The sequence below is a fragment of the Tsukamurella hominis genome (assembly GCF_965137015.1).
Taxonomy (GTDB): Bacteria; Actinomycetota; Actinomycetes; order Mycobacteriales; family Mycobacteriaceae; genus Tsukamurella; species Tsukamurella hominis.
This window is the reverse complement of sequence record NZ_CBCRZG010000003.1, coordinates 305421-321966: the sequence shown is the minus strand read 5'-3', so window position 1 is coordinate 321966 and position 16546 is coordinate 305421. Positions and strand designations below refer to the sequence as shown.

Below are 16546 nucleotides of genomic sequence, written 5' to 3'. Positions count from 1 at the left end.
GGGTTGATTGTGTCAGGTCACGCGGATGTCGCCGCATCGACCGGCGGGGCTATCCTGGAGGCATAGATTACTGGCCAGTAACAAGGAGTGCTCGACATGGCCGTCATCGCCCATCGTGGCCGCAGTGCGCGCGCCCTGATCGTGCTGTGGTTCGTCCGGATCGTGATGAAGACCGTCTTCCGCGTCTTCCCGATGAGTGACCGGACTCTGCCGATCCTGCGCGCCGCGGAGCCGTACCTCAGCCGGGTGCCGCAGTCGGTGCGCGGCGTCCGGATCGAGAAGATCACCCTCGGTGGTGTGCCGACCGAGCGCATCATCCCCGACGGTGACGCCGACCCGCACCCCCGCGCGGCGCTCGTCTACTACCACGGCGGCGCCTTCATCGGCTGCAACCTCGACACCCACCGCCGCATCGCGGTGCTGCTGGCCCGCGGCCTGCGCGTGCCCGTCTACAACGTCGAGTACCGGCAGTACCCCGACGGCGGCGTGGGGACCTCCGTCGCCGACGGTTTCGCCGCGTACCGCGAGCTACTGGACTCGGGCGACTTCGACCGGATCCTCGTGGCGGGCGACTCCGCCGGCGGCTTCGTGTGCGCCAAGGTGATCCAGTACGCCGCCGAGGCCGGGATCCAGGGGCCGACGGCCTTCGCCGGCTTCTCCCCGTTCCTCGACATCAGCGCCGGGCTGCCGCGCTCCTCGCGGCACGACGCGATGCTGCCGCTCGGGAAGATCCGCAAGCTGCGGACGGTGCTGGGCCGCGGCCCGGAGGACCTGCGCGGTCCGGAGGACATGACCACCGACGCGACGGCCCGGTACTTCCCGCCGAGCATCCTGTTCGCCGCGAGCCGGGAGGCGCTCGAGCTGGATTCGCTGGAGCTGCACGCCGCGCTCGACCGCGCCGGCGTCGAGAACGAGGTGCACCTCTACGACGGCCAGGTGCACGCCTTCGTCGTCAGCGCGGGCCTGACGCCCGAGTCCTGGGCCGCGTACAAGACGGCGGTCGCCTTCCTCTCCGAGCGCCTGACCGAGGCGGAGGCGCCCCGCAGCGAAGCGGCCTGACGGCGTCCTTCAGCGGCGCCGGTCGAACTCCGCGACGACGGCGGTCTGCCCGCGCGCGACGGCGTGCTGTCGCGCGGTGACGCCCTGCCGGTCCGCGAGATCGGGCCGTGCGCCCGCGTCGAGGACCAGGCGGACCGTCTCCACGTGATTCGCGTCGCCGTTGCCCAGGATCACGGCCTCCAGTAGGCAGGTCCAGCCCGAGTTGTTGACGTGGTCCACGTCGACCCCGGCGGCGATGAGCAGCTTCACGTTCTCGACGTGCCCGTGCTCGCACGCTGGAATCAGCGCCGTCCCGCGGTAGCGGTTGAGGCTGCGCACGTCGGCGCCGTGCCGCAGGGTCGACGCGAGGATCTCCGTCATGCCCTCGGCGCCCGCGTAGAGGTACGCGGAGTCCTGGATGTCGTCCTGGGCGTTCGGGTCCGCGCCCGCGTCGAGCAGGGCCAGCGCGATCTGCGTGTGCCCGGCCTTCGTCGCCGCCACCACCGCCGTCCGGGCCCGGGTGATGCGGACCTCCAGATCGGCGCCGTCGGCGATGCCGGCGCGGGTCGCCGCGAGGTCACCGTCGGTGACGGCACGGACCAGTGCCCGGGTCGCCTCCGGCGTCGGCGCCGGGCGCACCGTCGACGACGGGGAGGCTGCCGGGACCGACGGCGCCGCCGACGTGCTCGCGGGAGCCGGCGGGAGCTGTTCGACCGAGCAACCGGCGAGCAGGATCGCGGTACCGACCGCGGCGAGGCGCTTCACGCGTCGACGCCCGCCGCGCGGGCGTGCAGGGTGCGCAGCTCGTCGGCGAGGGAGGGCTCCGGGCCGGAGACGGGCACCGTCGGCGCGACGGCGTGGATCGGCAGCGGCGCGACGGGGGACGGGGCGACGCCCCATTCCGCGTGCCAGGCGACCAGCTGCTCCGTGCTCCCGGCGTAGACGATGCGACCCAGCCCGACCCAGGCGTGCGCGGCGCTGCACATCGCGCAGTGCTCGCCCGACGTGTAGGTCACGGCCGCGGCGCGCTCCGCAGGGGTGAGGTGTACGGCCGCCCAGCGGGCGATCTCGAACTCGGGGTGCCGCGTCGCGTCGCCGCCCGACACCCGGTTGCGGTCCTCGAAGACGATCGCGCCCTCGTGGACGAGGAGCGAGCCGAAGGGCTCGTCGGCGTCGTCGAGAGCGGTGCGGGCGAGGTCGACGCAGCGGCGCAGGTACGGCAGATCGGCGGCGGTGGGCGCGGTGACGGTCATCGCTCGACCGTAGCCCGCCGCGCCGGACTTGACCCTCCCCTCGGGGGGAGACCCCATACTCGACCCGTGACCACACCGGGCCTGATGTCGATCGGGATGTTCTCGCGCGCAACCCTGCTCTCCGTCAAGCAGTTGCGGCGCTACCACGAGCAGGGCGTGCTGGTGCCCGCCGCGATCGACCCCGCGACGGGCTACCGGCACTACGACGCGGCGCAGGTGCACGACGCCGCGGTACTCACCCGGCTCCGCGACCTCGACGTGCCGCTCGCGGCCGTCGCGCGGGTGCTGGAGGCGCGCGACCCCGACGTGACCCGCGCGATCCTCGCCGAGCACGAGGCGACGTTGCGCGAGCGTCGCGCCGATCTGGAGCGGGCCATCGTCGCGCTGCAGGATGCGACGGCCCCGGTCGCGCACACGCCGACCCACCTGCGCGAGTTCGAGGCGATCGACGTGCTGGAGATCGCGGGCGCCGTCGAGCACGCGCGCCTCCCCGAGTTCCTCGACGCCGCCTACTCCGAGCTCGAGGCGTGCGCCGCGGCATCGGGCCTGACGGTGACCGGCCCCTCGCTCGCCGAATACCCGGCGCAGGTCGCCGAGGTCGAGCAGGTCGCCGCGCTGATCCCCGTCTCCGGCCCCGGCGCCGTGACCGGGCGGGTGCGCAACCGGCGGCTGGGCCGAGCGCTGTGCGCCGTCGCCGTGCACCACGGCTCGTACTCGACGTTCGACGAGACCTACGGCCAGCTCGGCGCGTGGGTGGCCCGCAACGCGACCGACGCGCGCGGGCCGATCATCGAGCGCTACCTCGTGGACCCCTGCGCCGCCGCGGATCCCGCGGACCTGCGCACCGAGATCTGGTGGCCTGTCGAGGCCGCCGCGACGAAGGAGAACTGACATGACCCTCACGCTGCAGATGATCAACCTCGACTGCGCCGACGTAGCCGGGCAGGCGGCGTTCTGGTCGCAGGCGCTCGGCGTGCCCGTCGACGAGAACGACGGCAACCCCTACATGCGCACCATCGGCTACGCGAATCCCGCTCTGCCGCGGATGATGTTCCTCGCGGTGCCCGAGGGCAAGACCGCGAAGAACCGCCTGCACCTGGACCTCGTGGCGGACGACCGCGCCGCCGAGGTCGCGCGCGTCGAGGCGCTCGGCGCGACGACGGTGCGCGAGCACGACGAGTGGGGCATCCAGTGGACCGTGCTGCAGGACCCCGAGGGCAACGAGTTCTGCATCGCCTACGCCGGCGGGCACTGAGCCCCGCCGAGGCCCCGCCTCAGGCCGCCTGGTCGGCGAACTGCGTGCGGTAGAGCTCGGCGTACCGGCCGCCGCGCGCGAGCAGCGTCTCGTGCGTCCCGCGCTCGACGATGCGGCCGGCCTCCAGCACCAGGATCTGGTCCGCCGCGCGGATCGTCGAGAGACGGTGCGCGATCACGAGCGAGGTGCGGTCCGCCAGGGCCTCGCCGAGGGCGGCCTGCACGGCGGCCTCGGACGTCGAATCCAGGTGGGCCGTGGCCTCGTCGAGGATGACGACCGAGGGCTGCGCGAGCAGGAGGCGGGCGATGGTGAGCCGCTGGCGCTCGCCGCCCGACAGGCGGTAGCCGCGCTCGCCGACGACGGTGTCCAGGCCGTCCGGCAGGTGCTCGACGAGGTCCTCGAGGCGGGCGCGCCGCAGCGCGCCCCGGACGTCGGCCTCGGTCGCGTCCGGGTTCGCGAGCAGCAGGTTCGCGTGGTTGGTGTCGTGGAAGAGATGCCCGTCCTGCGTCACCAGGCCGACGGCGGAGTGCAGGCTCCGGGCGGTGATGTCGCGCAGGTCGACGCCGTTCAGCGTGATCGCGCCCGCGTCCGGGTCGTACAGGCGGGTGGCGAGCTGCGCGATCGTCGACTTGCCCGCGCCGGAGCTGCCGACCAGCGCGACCATCGAGCCCGGAGCCGCCGTGAACTCGATCCCGTGCAGCACGGTCTCGCCGCCGCGGGTGTCGAGCTGCGCGACCTCCTCCAGCGAAGCCAGGGAGACCTTCTCCGCCGAGGGGTAGGCGAAGTCGACGCCGTCGAACCGCAGCTCGGTGGGGCCCTTCTCGACGTCGCGCGCGTCGGGGGCGTCGCGCACCATCGGCTCCAGGTCCAGCACCTCGAAGACCCGCTCGAAGGAGACCAGCGCGGTCATCACCTCGACCCGGGCGTTGGCGAGCGCGGTGAGCGGCACGTACAGGCGGGTCAGCAGCAGCGCCAGGGCGACGACGGCGCCGGCCTGCAGGTCGCCGCGGATCGCGTAGAAGCCGCCGAGGCCGTAGACCAGCGCCAGCGCGAGCGAGCTCACCAGCGTCAGCATGGTCACGAAGGTCATACGCGCCATCGCGGTGCGCACACCGATGTCGCGGACCGCCCCGGCGCGCCAGGCGAACTCGTGCGATTCGATCTCCGGCCGGCCGTACAGCTTCACGAGGGTGGCGCCGGGCGCGGAGAAGCGCTCGGTCATCTGGTCGCTCATCGACGCGTTGTGCCGGGCCGCGCGGCGCGACATCGCGGCGATCTTCCGGCCCATGGTGCGGGACGGGATGATGAAGACCGGCAGCAGCACCAGCGCGAGCAGCGTGATCTGCCACGAGATGCTGAGCATCACGCCCAGCGTGAGTGCCAGCGTCACGACGTTGGTCACCACGCCCGCGAGGGTGTCGGAGAACGCGCGCTGCGCGCCGAGCACGTCGTTGTTGAGGCGGCTGACCAGCGCGCCCGTGCGGGTGCGGGTGAAGAAGGCCACTGGCATCGTCTGGACGTGGTCGAAGACCGCGGTGCGCAGCTGGTAGATCAAGCCCTCGCCGATGCGGGAGGAGAACCAGCGGGACAGCAGGTCCACCCCGGCGCCCACGATCGCGATGGCGGCGATGAGCAGCGCGATCTGAACGACGGTGCTCGTCGGGCCGCCGCCGACGATCCGGTCGACGACCTTCCCCGCGAGGAGGGGAGTGGCGACCGCGAGCAGCGCGGAGAAGACCGAGAGCAGCAGGAACGCGGCGAGCCGCCAGCGGTGCGGCCGGGCGAACGGGCCCATGCGGCGCATCGTCTCGCTCGGGCGGCGCGACGGTGCGTCGAGCGACCGATTGGTCTGATACAGCGTGCTCCACGCGACCGATTCCATGCTCATGCATTGAAGCCTAGGACCTCAAGTTACGTTGATGTCCAGTCCGTTCGCCGTGGGCGAAGAGCGGTGTCGGCGGGCGCGCCGATGACGCCCAGCGCTTGACAACCCTCGATCTTTACTTGAGTCTCAGTAGTCACAACAGTCACGTCAGCCCCATGGGCTCGTGGCCGACGACTGAAGGAGACTCGAGGATGCCCGTGTGGATCGACGGCGGCCCGCGGCGATCGCGGCGCAGCCGTGCCGCCCGCGCCGCGCTCCTCGTGGCGGTACCCGTCCTGGCCATCGGCGGAGTTCTCGCGGGGACGGGCGCGTTGCCCGAGGCGACGCTCGTCGACGCCCCGGGCGATGTCGCTCCCGGAGCCTCCGGCGGGCACGGCCGCGGCATGAGCCAGCTCGGCGCGCTCACGTACGCCAAGCAGGGGTGGGACGCGCAGCGGATCCTCGCCTTCTACTACCCCGGCACCACGCTGGGCACCGTCCACACCGGCCTCCCCGTCACCGTCCGCCTCAGTGAGCGCAACCGCGTCGACGTGCTCGCGCCCGCCGGCGCCCTCGTCGGGGGCAAGCAGGTCGCGCCCGGCCAGGCCGTCAGCATCGACGGGACCACCGCGACGATCCGGCAGGGCTGCGGCGGGCAGGTGCTCGGCACCGTCGAGGCCGCCGACCGCACGATCAGCCCGCTCACCGCCGATCAGGGCATCGCCGCCGACCAGGTGCTGCGGTTCTGCAGCGACAACGCCCGGTACCGCGGGCGGCTCGTCGCCCGCGACGGCGCCGTGCTCAACGTGGTCGGCATCGAGGACTACGTGCGCAGTGTGGTCCCCGTCGAGAACTCGCCCGGCTGGGCCGACCAGGGCGGCGTCGCCGCGCTGCAGGCGCAGGCGATCGCGGCGCGCTCGTACGTGCTCGTCCGCGGTGCCGAGCGGGGCGAGACCTTCGACGACACGCAGGCATCCCAGGTGTACGGCGGCGTCGACAAGGAGGACCCGCGCACCGACGCCGTGATCGTCAGCACCTACGGCCTGGTGATGGCGAAGGACGGCCGCGTCTTCGAGACCGAGTACGGCGCCTCCCGCGCCGACGACCCTGCCGCCCGGTAGGCGCTCGAACGCCGTCACCGTCGGCGAACTCCCAGGCCGACGCGCACCGTCACGGGCTCCGATCGGACGCAGTAGTGTGAGTCACATGGCGAAGTTGCAGCTGGGGTACAAGGCATCGGCGGAGCAGTTCGGGCCCCGCGAGTTGGTGGAGATCGCGGTCGCGGCGGAGGCCGCGGGCATGGACTCGGTCGCGGTGAGCGATCACTTCCAGCCCTGGCGCGTGAACGGCGGCCACGCCCCGTTCTCCCTCGCCTGGATGGCCGCCGTCGGCGAGCGCACCGAGCGTGTCAAGATCGGCACGTCGGTCATGACGCCCACCTTCCGCTACAACCCCGCGGTCATCGCGCAGGCCTTCGCGAGCATGGCGTGCATGTACCCGGACCGCATCTTCCTCGGCGCCGGCACGGGCGAGGCGCTCAACGAGTACGCCACCGGTTTCCAGGGCGAGTGGCCCGAGTTCAAGGAGCGCTTCGCGCGCCTCCGGGAGTCCGTGCGGCTCATGCGCGAGCTGTGGTCCGGTGAGATCACGAACTTCGAGGGCGACTACTACCACACCAAGGACGCCGTCCTCTTCGACATCCCTGAGAAGCCGGTGCCGGTGTACATCGCCGCCGGCGGCCCGGTCGTGGCCAAGTACGCGGGCCGGGTGGGCGACGGCATGATCTGCACCTCCGGCAAGGGCATGGAGCTCTACACCGACAAGCTCATCCCCGCCGCGAAGGAGGGCTCGGATCTCGCCGGCCGCGACTTCGACGCGCTCGACAAGATGATCGAGATCAAGATCAGCTACGACCCGGATCCCGAACTGGCGCTGGAGAACACGCGCTTCTGGGCGCCGCTCTCGCTCACCGCCGAGCAGAAGCACTCGGTGAACTCGAGCGCCGAGATGGAGCGCCTCGCCGACGAGCTGCCGATCGAACAGGTCGCCAAGCGCTGGATCGTCGCCTCCGATCCCGACGAGGCGGTCGCCGCCGTCAAGCAGTACGTGGACGCCGGGCTCAACCACCTCGTCTTCCACGCCCCGGGCCACGATCAGCGCCGGTTCCTGGAGAACTTCCAGCGCGATCTCGAGCCCCGCCTGCGTTCGCTCGGCTGAGCCGCGGCTGCGATAGTAAATCCATGGCCGCGGATCGAGCACCGAAGACGACCAGCATCTACATCGCCTCCCCCGAGGGGGACACGGGTAAGTCCACCATCGCGCTCGGCGCGATGAACCTCCTCACGTCGACGGGGTGGACGATCGGTGTGTTCCGGCCGATCCCGCGTTCCACGGGCGAGCAGCGCGACTACATCCTCGAGCTGCTCATCGAGCAGGCCACGGCGGACCTCGACTACGAGGAGTGCGTCGGCGTCAGCTACGAGCAGGTCCACGAGGATCCGGACGCCGCGATCGCCGAGATCGTGAGCCGGTTCCACGCCGTCGCCGACAAGTGCGACTTCGTACTGGTCCTCGGCTCCGACTACACGGACGTGACCACGCCGACGGAACTGTCCTTCAACGCGCGGATCGCCGCCAACCTGGGTGCGTCGATCCTGCTCGCGGTCAAGGCGCTCGACCGGACGCCCGAGCAGGTGGTCGCGGTCGCCGAGCAGTCGATGGCGGAGATCAAGGCGAACCACGCCCACACCGCGTCGATCATCGCGAACCGCTGTGCGCCCCAGCAGCTCGAGGCGGTGTGCGAGGCCCTCAAGGCCGACACCGGCCTGCCCGTCTGGGTGCTCCCCGAGGAGCCCGTTCTCACCGCGCCCACCATGGGGGAGCTGATGGAGGCCATGGGCGGCAGGCTGCTCTGGGGAGACCCGGAACTCCTGTCCCGTGAGGCGATGTCCGTTCTGGTCGCGGGCATGACCGCCGAGCACAGCCTGGAGCGGATCACCGAGGGCGTCGCCGTGGTCGCCGCGGGCGACCGGTCGGAGGTACTGCTGGCCATGGTGACCGCCCACCGGGCCAACGGCTTCCCGTCGCTCGCCGGAATCATCCTCAACGGCGGGTACATGCCGCACCCGATGACCGCGGCTTTGGTCGACGGCCTCAAGCCCAACGTGCCGATCATCTCCGTCGAGCACGGCACGTACGAGACCGCCCGGCTCGCGGCGACGACCCGCGGCCGCGTCGGCCCCGGCTCCGAGCGCAAGGTGGACCTCGCGATCGCGCTCACCGAGAAGTACGTGGTCTCCGACGCGCTGCTGGAGGCCCTGCAGGTCTCCAACCCGGGCGTCGTGACCCCGCAGATGTTCGAGTACAGCCTCATCGCCCGGGCCCGCGCCGACCGCAAGCGGATCGTGCTGCCCGAAGGCGGCGACGACCGCATCCTGCGCGCCGCCGGCCGGCTGCTGCAGCGCGAGGTGGCCGACCTGACCATCCTCGGCCAGGAGTCCCGCGTGCGGGCCCGCGCCGCCGAGCTGGGCGTCGATCTCGGGAACACCGACGTGATCGACCCCAAACGCGCGACCGACCTCGTCGACAAGTTCGCACAGGCCTACTACGAGCTGCGCAAGCACAAGGGCATGACCCTCGAGCGCGCCGCCGAGACAGTGGTGGACGTCAGCTACTTCGGCACGATGATGGTGCACCTCGGCATGGCCGACGGCATGGTCTCCGGCGCCGCGCACACGACCGCGCACACCATCCGGCCGTCCTTCGAGATCATCAAGACCAAGCCGGGCGTCTCGACGGTGTCCTCGATCTTCCTGATGTGCCTGGCGGACAAGGTGCTCGCCTACGGCGACTGCGCCGTGGTGCCCGATCCGACGGAGACGCAGCTGGCCGACATCGCGATCTCCTCGGCGCAGACCGCCGCCCAGTTCGGGATTGACCCGCGGGTCGCGATGTTGTCCTACTCGACGGGCGAGTCCGGCACCGGCGCCGACGTCGACAAGGTGCGCGCCGCCACCGCCTTCGTCCGCGAGCGCGCCCCGGAACTGTTGGTGGAGGGCCCCATCCAGTACGACGCGGCCGTCGACCCCGGAGTCGCGGCATCGAAGATGCCCGACTCCGCCGTGGCGGGCAAGGCGACGGTGCTGGTCTTCCCCGACCTCAACACGGGCAACAACACCTACAAAGCCGTGCAGCGCTCCGCCGGCGCCATCGCGATCGGCCCCGTGCTGCAGGGGCTCAACGCCCCGATCAACGACCTCTCGCGCGGCGCGCTGGTCGAGGACATCGTCAACACCGTCGCCATCACCGCGATCCAGGCGCAGGCCTTCGCGGCGGAGCGCGCCGCGGGAGAGGGGCGGGCATGAGCGCCGTCGCGGGAACCGTCCTGGTCCTCAACTCCGGCTCGTCGTCGCTGAAGTACCAACTGCTGCACCCGGAGACGGGCGAGGTGGTGCACGGCGGCATCGTCGAGCGAATCGGCGAGACCGAGGTGCCGGACCACAAGGCCGCGCTCAGGCAGGTCTTCGAGGAGTTCGCCGCGCGCGGGCTCGACCTCGCCGACGGTGCCGGTTCCCCGGCGGGCATCGCCGCCGTCGGCCACCGGGTGGTGCACGGCGGCCGCTCGTTCCACTCGCCCACGCTCATCGACGACCACGTGCTCGCCGAGATCCGCCGGCTCAGTTCGCTGGCGCCGCTGCACAACCCGGCGAACGCGCAGGGCATCGAGGTGGCGCGGGAGTTGCTGCCCGGGGTGAAGCAGGTCGCGGTCTTCGACACCGCCTTCTTCTACGACCTCCCGCCCGCGGCGGCCACCTACGCGATCGACCGCGAGCTCGCGGCCGAGCACGCGTTGCGCCGCTACGGATTCCACGGCACCTCGCACGAGTACGTCTCGCAGCAGGCCGCGGCGTTCCTGGGACGCCCGAACGCCGAGGTGGACCAGATCGTGCTGCACCTGGGCAACGGCGCCTCCGCCTCGGCCGTCCGCGGCGGCCGCGCCGTCGACACGTCGATGGGCCTGACCCCGCTCGAGGGCCTCGTCATGGGCACCCGCAGCGGCGACGTCGACCCGGGCCTGGTGCTGCACCTCGGGCGCAATATCGGCATGAGCATCGACGAGATCGACGACCTGCTCAACCGCCGCTCGGGGCTCAAGGGCCTCGCCGGGGAGAACGACTTCCGCGCGCTGGGCACCCTCATCGAGCAGGGTGACGAGCACGCGAAACTCGCCTACGACGTGTACATCCACCGCCTCCGCCGGTACATCGGCGCCTACCTCGTCGACCTCGGCGGGGCCGACGCCATCACCTTCACCGCCGGGGTCGGCGAGAACGCCGCGCAGGTCCGCGCCGACGCCCTCGCGGGGCTGGAGCGGTTCGGCATCGTCGTCGATCCCGCGCGCAACGCCGGCCGTATCACCGAGCCCGCCCGGATCTCGCCGGACGAGGCACCCGTGGCCGTGCTCGTGATCCCGACCAACGAGGAACTCGCGATCGCCCGCGAAGCAGCGGCACTCTGATGCCCCTCGGGCGCGCGGTGGGGATCGAGGGCGACGGGGCCGACTACGGCTCGCCGCTCCTCGGCACCCGCACCGACGGCGCCCGCCAGCGCAGGACCCGCACCGTCGCGCTGATCGCCGCCAGCACCTCCGTCGCGACGCTTCTCGGCGGCGGGTTCGCGGCCATGCTGATCGTGGTGGGCATCCCCGAGCCCTCCGTGCAGCGGCCCGAGCTGCACACCGTCAACACCGTGGCGGTGCCGTCGTACATCGCGGCGGGCCTGGTCGTGGGCCACCTCTACACCTTCTGGCTGGTCTATCGCTCGCTGCGGTGGACCGGCGGCGACGATCCGCCGACGCAACAGGAGGCCTCCGACGCCCTGGCCCTGCCGCGCCGGCTCTACTGGTTCGAGATGATCGCCTGGCTGTGCGCCGCGATCCTGTTCGGCTGGCTGTACGGCAGGGTCGACCCGGACCTGGTGCCCAAGGTCTCGCTCGTCGTGCTCGGTGCCGGGCTGATGACCTCCGGCGTGGTGCGGGTCCTGACGGAGTTCAGCCTGCGCCCCGTCACGGCGATCGCGCTGCAGGTCACCCGGCCCGAGCCGCGGCACCAGAGCCTGCAGGGCCGCTCGCTGCGGCTGTGGCTACTGGGGTCCGGGCTGCCCTTCCTCGGCGTCATCACGGTGGCGTTGTTCGCGATGTTCGAGCCGGCGGCCACCGTACCGGGCATCGCCGTGAGCATGTGCGCCCTCGCCGCGGGCGGCTTCTTCTCCGGCATGACCTTCAACCTGCTCTCCTCCTCGCGTGTCTCCGCCCCGGTCAAGAGCGTGACCACCGGCATGCGCCGGGTGTCCGAGGGCCGGTACGACACGGAGGTCGTGGTCTACGACGGCACCTCCCTGGGGGATCTGCAATCGGGCTTCAACGCCATGGCCGCGGGGCTCCGCGAGCGGGAGCGGGTGCGGGACCTCTACGCCCGGCAGGTCGGCGAGCAGGTCGCCCGCGCCACCATCGAGAGCGAACCCGAACTGGGCGGCGTCGAGCAGACCGTCGCGGTGATCTTCATCGACCTCGTCGGATCCACGGCGCTGGCCGCCGAGCGGCCCGCCGCCGAGGTCGTCCAGATCCTCAACCGGTTCTGCGGCGTCGTCGTCGCCGAGGTGAACAGCCGCGGCGGACTGGTCAACAAGTTCGAGGGCGACGCGGTGCTCGCGATCTTCGGTGCGCCCGCCCCACTGACCGACCCCGCCGGCGCCGCGCTCTCGGCATCGCGGGCGATGATGCGGCGTCTCGCCCTCGAGGTGCCGGAGGTCCGGGCCGGCTGCGGCGTGACTTTCGGCGTCGTCGTGGCCGGGTACGTCGGCGCGGCGGACCGGTTCGAGTACACCGTGATCGGCGACCCGGTCAACGAGGCCGCCCGGCTCTCGACCTACGCCAAAGCGGACCCGACGGTGCCGTGGGCCTCAGCCCCGGCGGTCGAGACCGCCGACCCGGGGGAGTGCGCGCGGTGGCGTCCCGGCCCCATCGACGTGCTGCGGGGTCGTACCCAGGAGACCCGGATGTACGTCGCCAAGCGCTGAACCGGCCCGGCGGCGGCGGTCAGGCGAAGGCCGGGAGCCGCGGCGGCAGCTGCTGCAGCACCCACTCGATGGTCACCGGGTTCGGCATCGACATGGCGTTCCCGATGGTGCGGTCAATGGTGGTGACCCGGTTCTCGCGGCTCACGGCGAGCGAGCGGAAGGCGGTGTCCTCGGCGACCTTGGTGCCGTAGTCCAGGTAGACCAGCGCGTCGAGGTTCAGCACATCCACGCGCTCCGCGGGGATCTCGGCGAAGAACTTCCCGGCGGGGATCAGCGAGGACACCGCCTCGGGCAGCGTGAAGCCGAGCATCGTGAGCACCTGGCCGCGGCCGTCGGTGGTGGCGTAGGCGTAGAAGCCCCCGTCGGACTTGGGCAGGACGGTGGCCGCCGTCTTGCCCCGGTACTGCGGGTGCTGCTCCTGGGTGCGGCGGATCGTCTCCTGCGTCTTGGTGACCAGCGCGTCGCCCTGCGCGGCGCGGCCGACCCCGCCGGCGATGGCGCGGACCTGATCCTCCCAGGGCACGCCCCAGGCTGCGAACTGCGCGGGCCGCCGGATCACGGGCGCGATCGCCTCGAGGCGGGAGAAGGTGGCGTCGTCGAAACCGGAGTTCACGGCGACGATCACGTCGGGCTTCGAGGCGGCGAGGGTCTCGATGGCCTTGGTGTCCATTTCGGTGCCGGTGCCCAGCAGCATCTGCGGGTTCCTCCCCTGCAGCAGCGGCTTCGCCCACTCGCCGACGGGCTCCTTGGCGTCCTGCGCCCACGGCGCGACGATCACGGGCACCACGCCGAGCGCGAGGAGCGTGTCCACGTCGCCCAGGCCCAGCGAGGCCACCCGCTGGGGCGTGGCGGGTGCCTCGCTCGTCGAGCTCGAATCGGAGGCCGACCCGCACGCCGCGAGGGCGAACGAGAGGAGAACCGCGAGCACTGCCGAGACCAGACGCATACCGCCCCTTCCTTGGAATGAAGGGCAGCCTATCATTACGGTTGTGACCCTATCTGCGACTGAGGAGGCCCCCGCCGGGGGCACCCCGCCCGCACGGCCGGAGGCGACCTCCGGCGCCGCCCGGCGCAAGCGCCGCCTGTTCGGGCTGGTGCTGCTGCTCGTGCTGCTGGTGGTGACCGTGATCGCCTCGCTCGCGATCGGCTCCCGCAGCCTCGCGCCCTCACTGGTGTGGGACGGCCTGTGGCACCGGTACACGACGGGTCCGAACCCCGCCGACCCCGAGCTGAACCAGGCCGCGATCATCATCCAGACGCTGCGCGTGCCCCGCACCCTGCTGGCGCTCATCGCCGGCGCGGCGCTGGCGCTCGCCGGCGCGCTGATCCAGGGCCACACCCGCAACCCCGTCGCCGATCCCGGCTTCCTGGGCCTCACGCAGGGCGCCGCCTTCGCCGTGGTCTGCGCGACCTTCCTCGGCGGCCTCACCCAGCCGATCCAGTACGTCTGGTTCGCCTTCCTCGGAACCGCGCTGACCGCGATCCTCGTCTTCGGGCTCTCCAGCCTGGGCCGGGGCGTCGGATCCCCGCTGACCCTCGTGCTCGCGGGCATGGGCGTGGCGATGTTCCTCAGCTCGATGACCTCGGCGATCGCGCTCAGCGACAACGCCTCGCTCGACACCCTCCGGTTCTGGAACGCCGGCGCCGTGGTCGGCCGCGGCTACGACGTCATCCTCGTGGTGGTGCCGTTCATCGCTGTCGGGCTGATCCTCGCCCTGGCGAACGGCCCGGCGGTGAACCTGCTCAACATGGGCGACGACGTGGCGAAGGGCCTGGGCCTGAACATCGGGCTGGCGCGCGCTGTCGGCATCGGCGCCGTGACCCTGCTCGTCGGCGGCGCCACCGCGGCCTGCGGCAGCATCTCCTTCCTCGGGCTCATGGTCCCGCACATCGTGCGCTACTTCACCGGCCCCGATTACCGCTGGCTGCTGCCGTATTCGGCGCTCATGGGCGCCTGGCTGCTGCTGGCCGCCGACATCGTCGGCCGCGTGGTCGCCCGGCCCGGCGAACTCGAGGTCGGCATCGTCGTGGCGCTCTTCGGCGCGCCCTTCTTCGTGGCTCTCGTCTGGTGGCGGAAGGCGGTCAAGGTATGAGCACCACCCTCGACACGGTCGACGAGCAGACGAAGCCGCCGATCCGGCCCGGCCTCCGGTTCGGGAACGTCGTCTCGTTCGTGTGGCGGCCGTGGCCCGTCACCGTCACGCTCCTGCTCGCGCTGGTGGCGTTCGTCGCCTTCTGCGCGAGCATCCGCCTCGGCGCCTTCCCGATGACCTTCGGCGAGGTCCTGCAGGCTCTCCTCGGCACCGGCGATTCGACGACGCACTTCATCGTCATGGAACTGCGCATGCCGCGCGCCCTCGTCGGGCTCCTCGTCGGCGCGGCCCTCGGCATGTCCGGCGCCATCGTCCAGTCGATCGCGCGGAACCCCCTGGCCAGCCCCGACATCCTGGGCGTCACCGCGGGCGCGGGCGTGGCCGCGGTCTTCCTGGTCACTTCCACCGGCACCTTGGCCGCGACTCTCAACAACGGGTACGGCCTCTCGGTCGTCGCGGTCACCGGCGGTCTCGTCACCGGCGGCCTGGTCTACCTGCTCGCCGTGCGCGGCGGGGTCGACGGCACGCGGCTGATCCTCGTCGGCATCGCCATCACCTTCCTCATGCGCGCGCTCGTCGATTGGATGCTGGTGCGGGCCGACATCCGTGACGTGGCGCGCGCGCAGACCTGGCTCGTGGGCTCGCTCGAGAGTCGGAGCTGGTCGGACGTGCAGATCGCCTTCTTCCTCGGCGTCCCCGCAGCGCTGCTCGCGCTCGCCGCGGCCTTCCCGCTGCGGGCCGTCCAGCTCGGCGACGACGTGGCGCTGGGCCTCGGCGTCCGTCTCGGGCTCAACCGCGCCGTCCTGCTCATCGCCTCAGTGCTGCTCGCGGCCGCCGCAGTCGCCGCCGCCGGTCCGATCGGCTTCATCGCCTTCGTCTCGCCCCAACTGGCGATGCGCCTGACCCGGCTGCCCACGCCGCCGCTCATCCCGTCGGCGCTCATGGGCGCGGCGCTGCTCTCCTGCGCCGACCTCGCGGCGCGCACGATGTTCTCCGTCGCGCTGCCCGTGGGCATCATCACCGCCGCCGTGGGCGGCCCGTTCCTCGTCTATCTCCTCGTCCGCCAGAACCTCAAGGGGGCCAAGTGACCACAACAGAAACCGCGACGACGGCACCGTCGCGCCTGGGCGCCCGCAAGGTCACCTCCGGCTACGGGCAGGTGACGGTCCTCGACGACCTGGACCTCGACATCCCGTCCGGTGTGGTCACCACGATCATCGGCCCCAACGGCTGCGGCAAGTCGACGCTGCTGCGCACCCTGGCCCGGCTGATCAAGCCCTCGTCCGGGCACGTGGTGCTCGACGGGACCGACATCGCCAAGCTCAAGTCGAAGCAGATCGCCACCACCATGGGCCTGCTGCCGCAGAGCCCCCTCGCACCCGAGGGGCTCACCGTCGCCGACCTCGTGGCCCGCGGCCGGCACCCGCACCAGTCGTGGCTGCGGCAGTGGAGCTCCGACGACGCCGAGGTGGTCGACGCCGCCCTCGAGCAGACCGGCGTCCGGGATCTCGCGGACCGCGCCGTCGACTCCCTCTCCGGCGGCCAGCGGCAGCGGGTCTGGATCTCGATGACCCTCGCCCAGGGCACCGACCTGCTGCTCCTCGACGAGCCCACCACCTACCTCGACCTCTCGCACGCCCTCGACGTGCTGGACCTCGTGGACGAGCTCAGCAGCCAGGGGCGGACCGTCGTCATGGTGCTGCACGACCTGAACCTCGCCATCCGGTACAGCGACAACATCATCGCCATGAAGGACGGCGCCGTGGTCGCCCAGGGCGCGCCGGCGGACGTCATCAGCGAGGAGATGTTGCGCGAGACCTTCGGACTCCACTCCACGGTGATCGACGATCCCGTCGCCCCCGGCCGGCCGTGCATCGTGCCGATCGGCACCCGCCGCACCGGCGAGGCCTGAAGGCCCACGCCACCCGTCTTGCGATCGCAACGGTGAGCGGTCTACTCTTCGCCT

15 protein-coding genes are annotated in these 16546 nt (G+C 71.8%); 11 read left to right on the top strand and 4 right to left on the bottom strand.

Annotated elements, in window-relative coordinates; translation table 11 throughout:
* The first annotated feature begins 96 nt into the window (after window positions 1–96).
* Window positions 97–1059: an alpha/beta hydrolase gene (locus tag ACM9LD_RS06285; protein ID WP_415675881.1), complete on the top strand. Its 963-nt coding sequence runs from the start codon at window positions 97–99 to the stop codon at window positions 1057–1059.
* A gap of 9 nt (window positions 1060–1068) precedes the next feature.
* Here ACM9LD_RS06285 and ACM9LD_RS06280 read toward each other — a convergent pair whose 3' ends face one another.
* Together ACM9LD_RS06280 and ACM9LD_RS06275 are read right to left on the bottom strand one after the other, a co-directional pair.
* Entirely contained in the window at window positions 1069–1803 is a 735-nt protein-coding gene (locus ACM9LD_RS06280) for an ankyrin repeat domain-containing protein (RefSeq protein ID WP_415675880.1), read from the bottom strand.
* Complete coding sequence (locus ACM9LD_RS06275) at window positions 1800–2291, bottom strand: nucleoside deaminase (protein ID WP_415675879.1); 492 nt, start codon at window positions 2289–2291, stop codon at window positions 1800–1802. Before ACM9LD_RS06275 ends, ACM9LD_RS06280 begins: the two co-directional genes overlap by 4 nt.
* 66 nt (window positions 2292–2357) lie before the next feature.
* Here ACM9LD_RS06275 and ACM9LD_RS06270 point away from each other — a divergent pair, with 66 nt between their 5' ends.
* Window positions 2358–3182 carry a MerR family transcriptional regulator gene (locus tag ACM9LD_RS06270; RefSeq protein ID WP_415675878.1) on the top strand — a complete coding sequence of 275 codons (825 nt, stop codon included), beginning with the start codon at window positions 2358–2360 and terminating at the stop codon, window positions 3180–3182.
* Between the two features lies 1 nt (window position 3183).
* The gene (locus ACM9LD_RS06265) at window positions 3184–3546 is read left to right on the top strand and encodes a VOC family protein (RefSeq protein WP_415675877.1); all 363 of its coding nucleotides are present in this window, start codon (window positions 3184–3186) and stop codon (window positions 3544–3546) included.
* A gap of 19 nt (window positions 3547–3565) precedes the next feature.
* On the opposite strand, the gene ACM9LD_RS06260 is transcribed toward ACM9LD_RS06265, so the two are convergent.
* Window positions 3566–5434, bottom strand: a complete 1869-nt coding sequence (locus ACM9LD_RS06260; RefSeq protein WP_415675876.1) for an ABC transporter ATP-binding protein — start codon at window positions 5432–5434, stop codon at window positions 3566–3568.
* Window positions 5435–5622: 188 nt separating this feature from the next.
* On the opposite strand from ACM9LD_RS06260, the gene ACM9LD_RS06255 reads away from it, so the two are divergent.
* From ACM9LD_RS06255 to ACM9LD_RS06235, 5 genes are all read left to right on the top strand, one after another.
* Window positions 5623–6531 (top strand): SpoIID/LytB domain-containing protein, encoded by a 909-nt coding sequence (locus ACM9LD_RS06255; RefSeq protein ID WP_415675875.1) that lies wholly within the window; start codon window positions 5623–5625, stop codon window positions 6529–6531.
* 85 nt (window positions 6532–6616) lie between these two features.
* Entirely contained in the window at window positions 6617–7627 is a 1011-nt protein-coding gene (gene fgd, locus ACM9LD_RS06250; RefSeq protein ID WP_415675874.1) for a glucose-6-phosphate dehydrogenase (coenzyme-F420), read from the top strand.
* Window positions 7628–7650: 23 nt separating this feature from the next.
* A complete protein-coding gene (pta, locus tag ACM9LD_RS06245) occupies window positions 7651–9774 on the top strand; it encodes a phosphate acetyltransferase (protein WP_415675873.1) in 2124 nt (707 codons plus the stop codon).
* Window positions 9771–10928, top strand: coding sequence for an acetate kinase (locus ACM9LD_RS06240; protein ID WP_415675872.1), 1158 nt, complete (start codon window positions 9771–9773; stop codon window positions 10926–10928). Before pta ends, ACM9LD_RS06240 begins: the two co-directional genes overlap by 4 nt.
* Window positions 10928–12487: an adenylate/guanylate cyclase domain-containing protein gene (locus tag ACM9LD_RS06235; RefSeq protein ID WP_415675871.1), complete on the top strand. Its 1560-nt coding sequence runs from the start codon at window positions 10928–10930 to the stop codon at window positions 12485–12487. Before ACM9LD_RS06240 ends, ACM9LD_RS06235 begins: the two co-directional genes overlap by 1 nt.
* 19 nt (window positions 12488–12506) lie before the next feature.
* On the opposite strand, the gene ACM9LD_RS06230 is transcribed toward ACM9LD_RS06235, so the two are convergent.
* A complete protein-coding gene (locus ACM9LD_RS06230) occupies window positions 12507–13433 on the bottom strand; it encodes an ABC transporter substrate-binding protein (protein WP_415675870.1) in 927 nt (308 codons plus the stop codon).
* A gap of 43 nt (window positions 13434–13476) precedes the next feature.
* Between ACM9LD_RS06230 and ACM9LD_RS06225 the strand changes: the two genes are divergently transcribed.
* Genes ACM9LD_RS06225 through ACM9LD_RS06215 form a run of 3 tightly spaced genes read left to right on the top strand, consistent with a single transcriptional unit; the run spans window position 13477 to window position 16492 of the window.
* Window positions 13477–14580 (top strand): FecCD family ABC transporter permease, encoded by a 1104-nt coding sequence (locus ACM9LD_RS06225; RefSeq protein WP_415675869.1) that lies wholly within the window; start codon window positions 13477–13479, stop codon window positions 14578–14580.
* The gene (locus ACM9LD_RS06220; RefSeq protein ID WP_415675868.1) at window positions 14577–15668 is read left to right on the top strand and encodes a FecCD family ABC transporter permease; all 1092 of its coding nucleotides are present in this window, start codon (window positions 14577–14579) and stop codon (window positions 15666–15668) included. The genes ACM9LD_RS06225 and ACM9LD_RS06220 overlap by 4 nt, the downstream gene beginning before the upstream one ends.
* Window positions 15665–16492: an ABC transporter ATP-binding protein gene (locus tag ACM9LD_RS06215; RefSeq protein ID WP_415675867.1), complete on the top strand. Its 828-nt coding sequence runs from the start codon at window positions 15665–15667 to the stop codon at window positions 16490–16492. The genes ACM9LD_RS06220 and ACM9LD_RS06215 overlap by 4 nt, the downstream gene beginning before the upstream one ends.
* Window positions 16493–16546: the final 54 nt, after the last annotated feature.

Coding starts and splice junctions, on each gene's coding strand:
- ACM9LD_RS06220 (WP_415675868.1), top strand. CDS start 14,577: ATGAGCACCACCCTCGACACGGTCGACGAGCAGACGAAGCCGCCGATC.
- ACM9LD_RS06260 (WP_415675876.1), bottom strand. CDS start 5,434: ATGAGCATGGAATCGGTCGCGTGGAGCACGCTGTATCAGACCAATCGG.
- ACM9LD_RS06230 (WP_415675870.1), bottom strand. CDS start 13,433: ATGCGTCTGGTCTCGGCAGTGCTCGCGGTTCTCCTCTCGTTCGCCCTC.
- ACM9LD_RS06255 (WP_415675875.1), top strand. CDS start 5,623: ATGCCCGTGTGGATCGACGGCGGCCCGCGGCGATCGCGGCGCAGCCGT.
- ACM9LD_RS06265 (WP_415675877.1), top strand. CDS start 3,184: ATGACCCTCACGCTGCAGATGATCAACCTCGACTGCGCCGACGTAGCC.
- fgd (WP_415675874.1), top strand. CDS start 6,617: ATGGCGAAGTTGCAGCTGGGGTACAAGGCATCGGCGGAGCAGTTCGGG.
- ACM9LD_RS06240 (WP_415675872.1), top strand. CDS start 9,771: ATGAGCGCCGTCGCGGGAACCGTCCTGGTCCTCAACTCCGGCTCGTCG.
- ACM9LD_RS06285 (WP_415675881.1), top strand. CDS start 97: ATGGCCGTCATCGCCCATCGTGGCCGCAGTGCGCGCGCCCTGATCGTG.
- ACM9LD_RS06275 (WP_415675879.1), bottom strand. CDS start 2,291: ATGACCGTCACCGCGCCCACCGCCGCCGATCTGCCGTACCTGCGCCGC.
- ACM9LD_RS06235 (WP_415675871.1), top strand. CDS start 10,928: ATGCCCCTCGGGCGCGCGGTGGGGATCGAGGGCGACGGGGCCGACTAC.
- pta (WP_415675873.1), top strand. CDS start 7,651: ATGGCCGCGGATCGAGCACCGAAGACGACCAGCATCTACATCGCCTCC.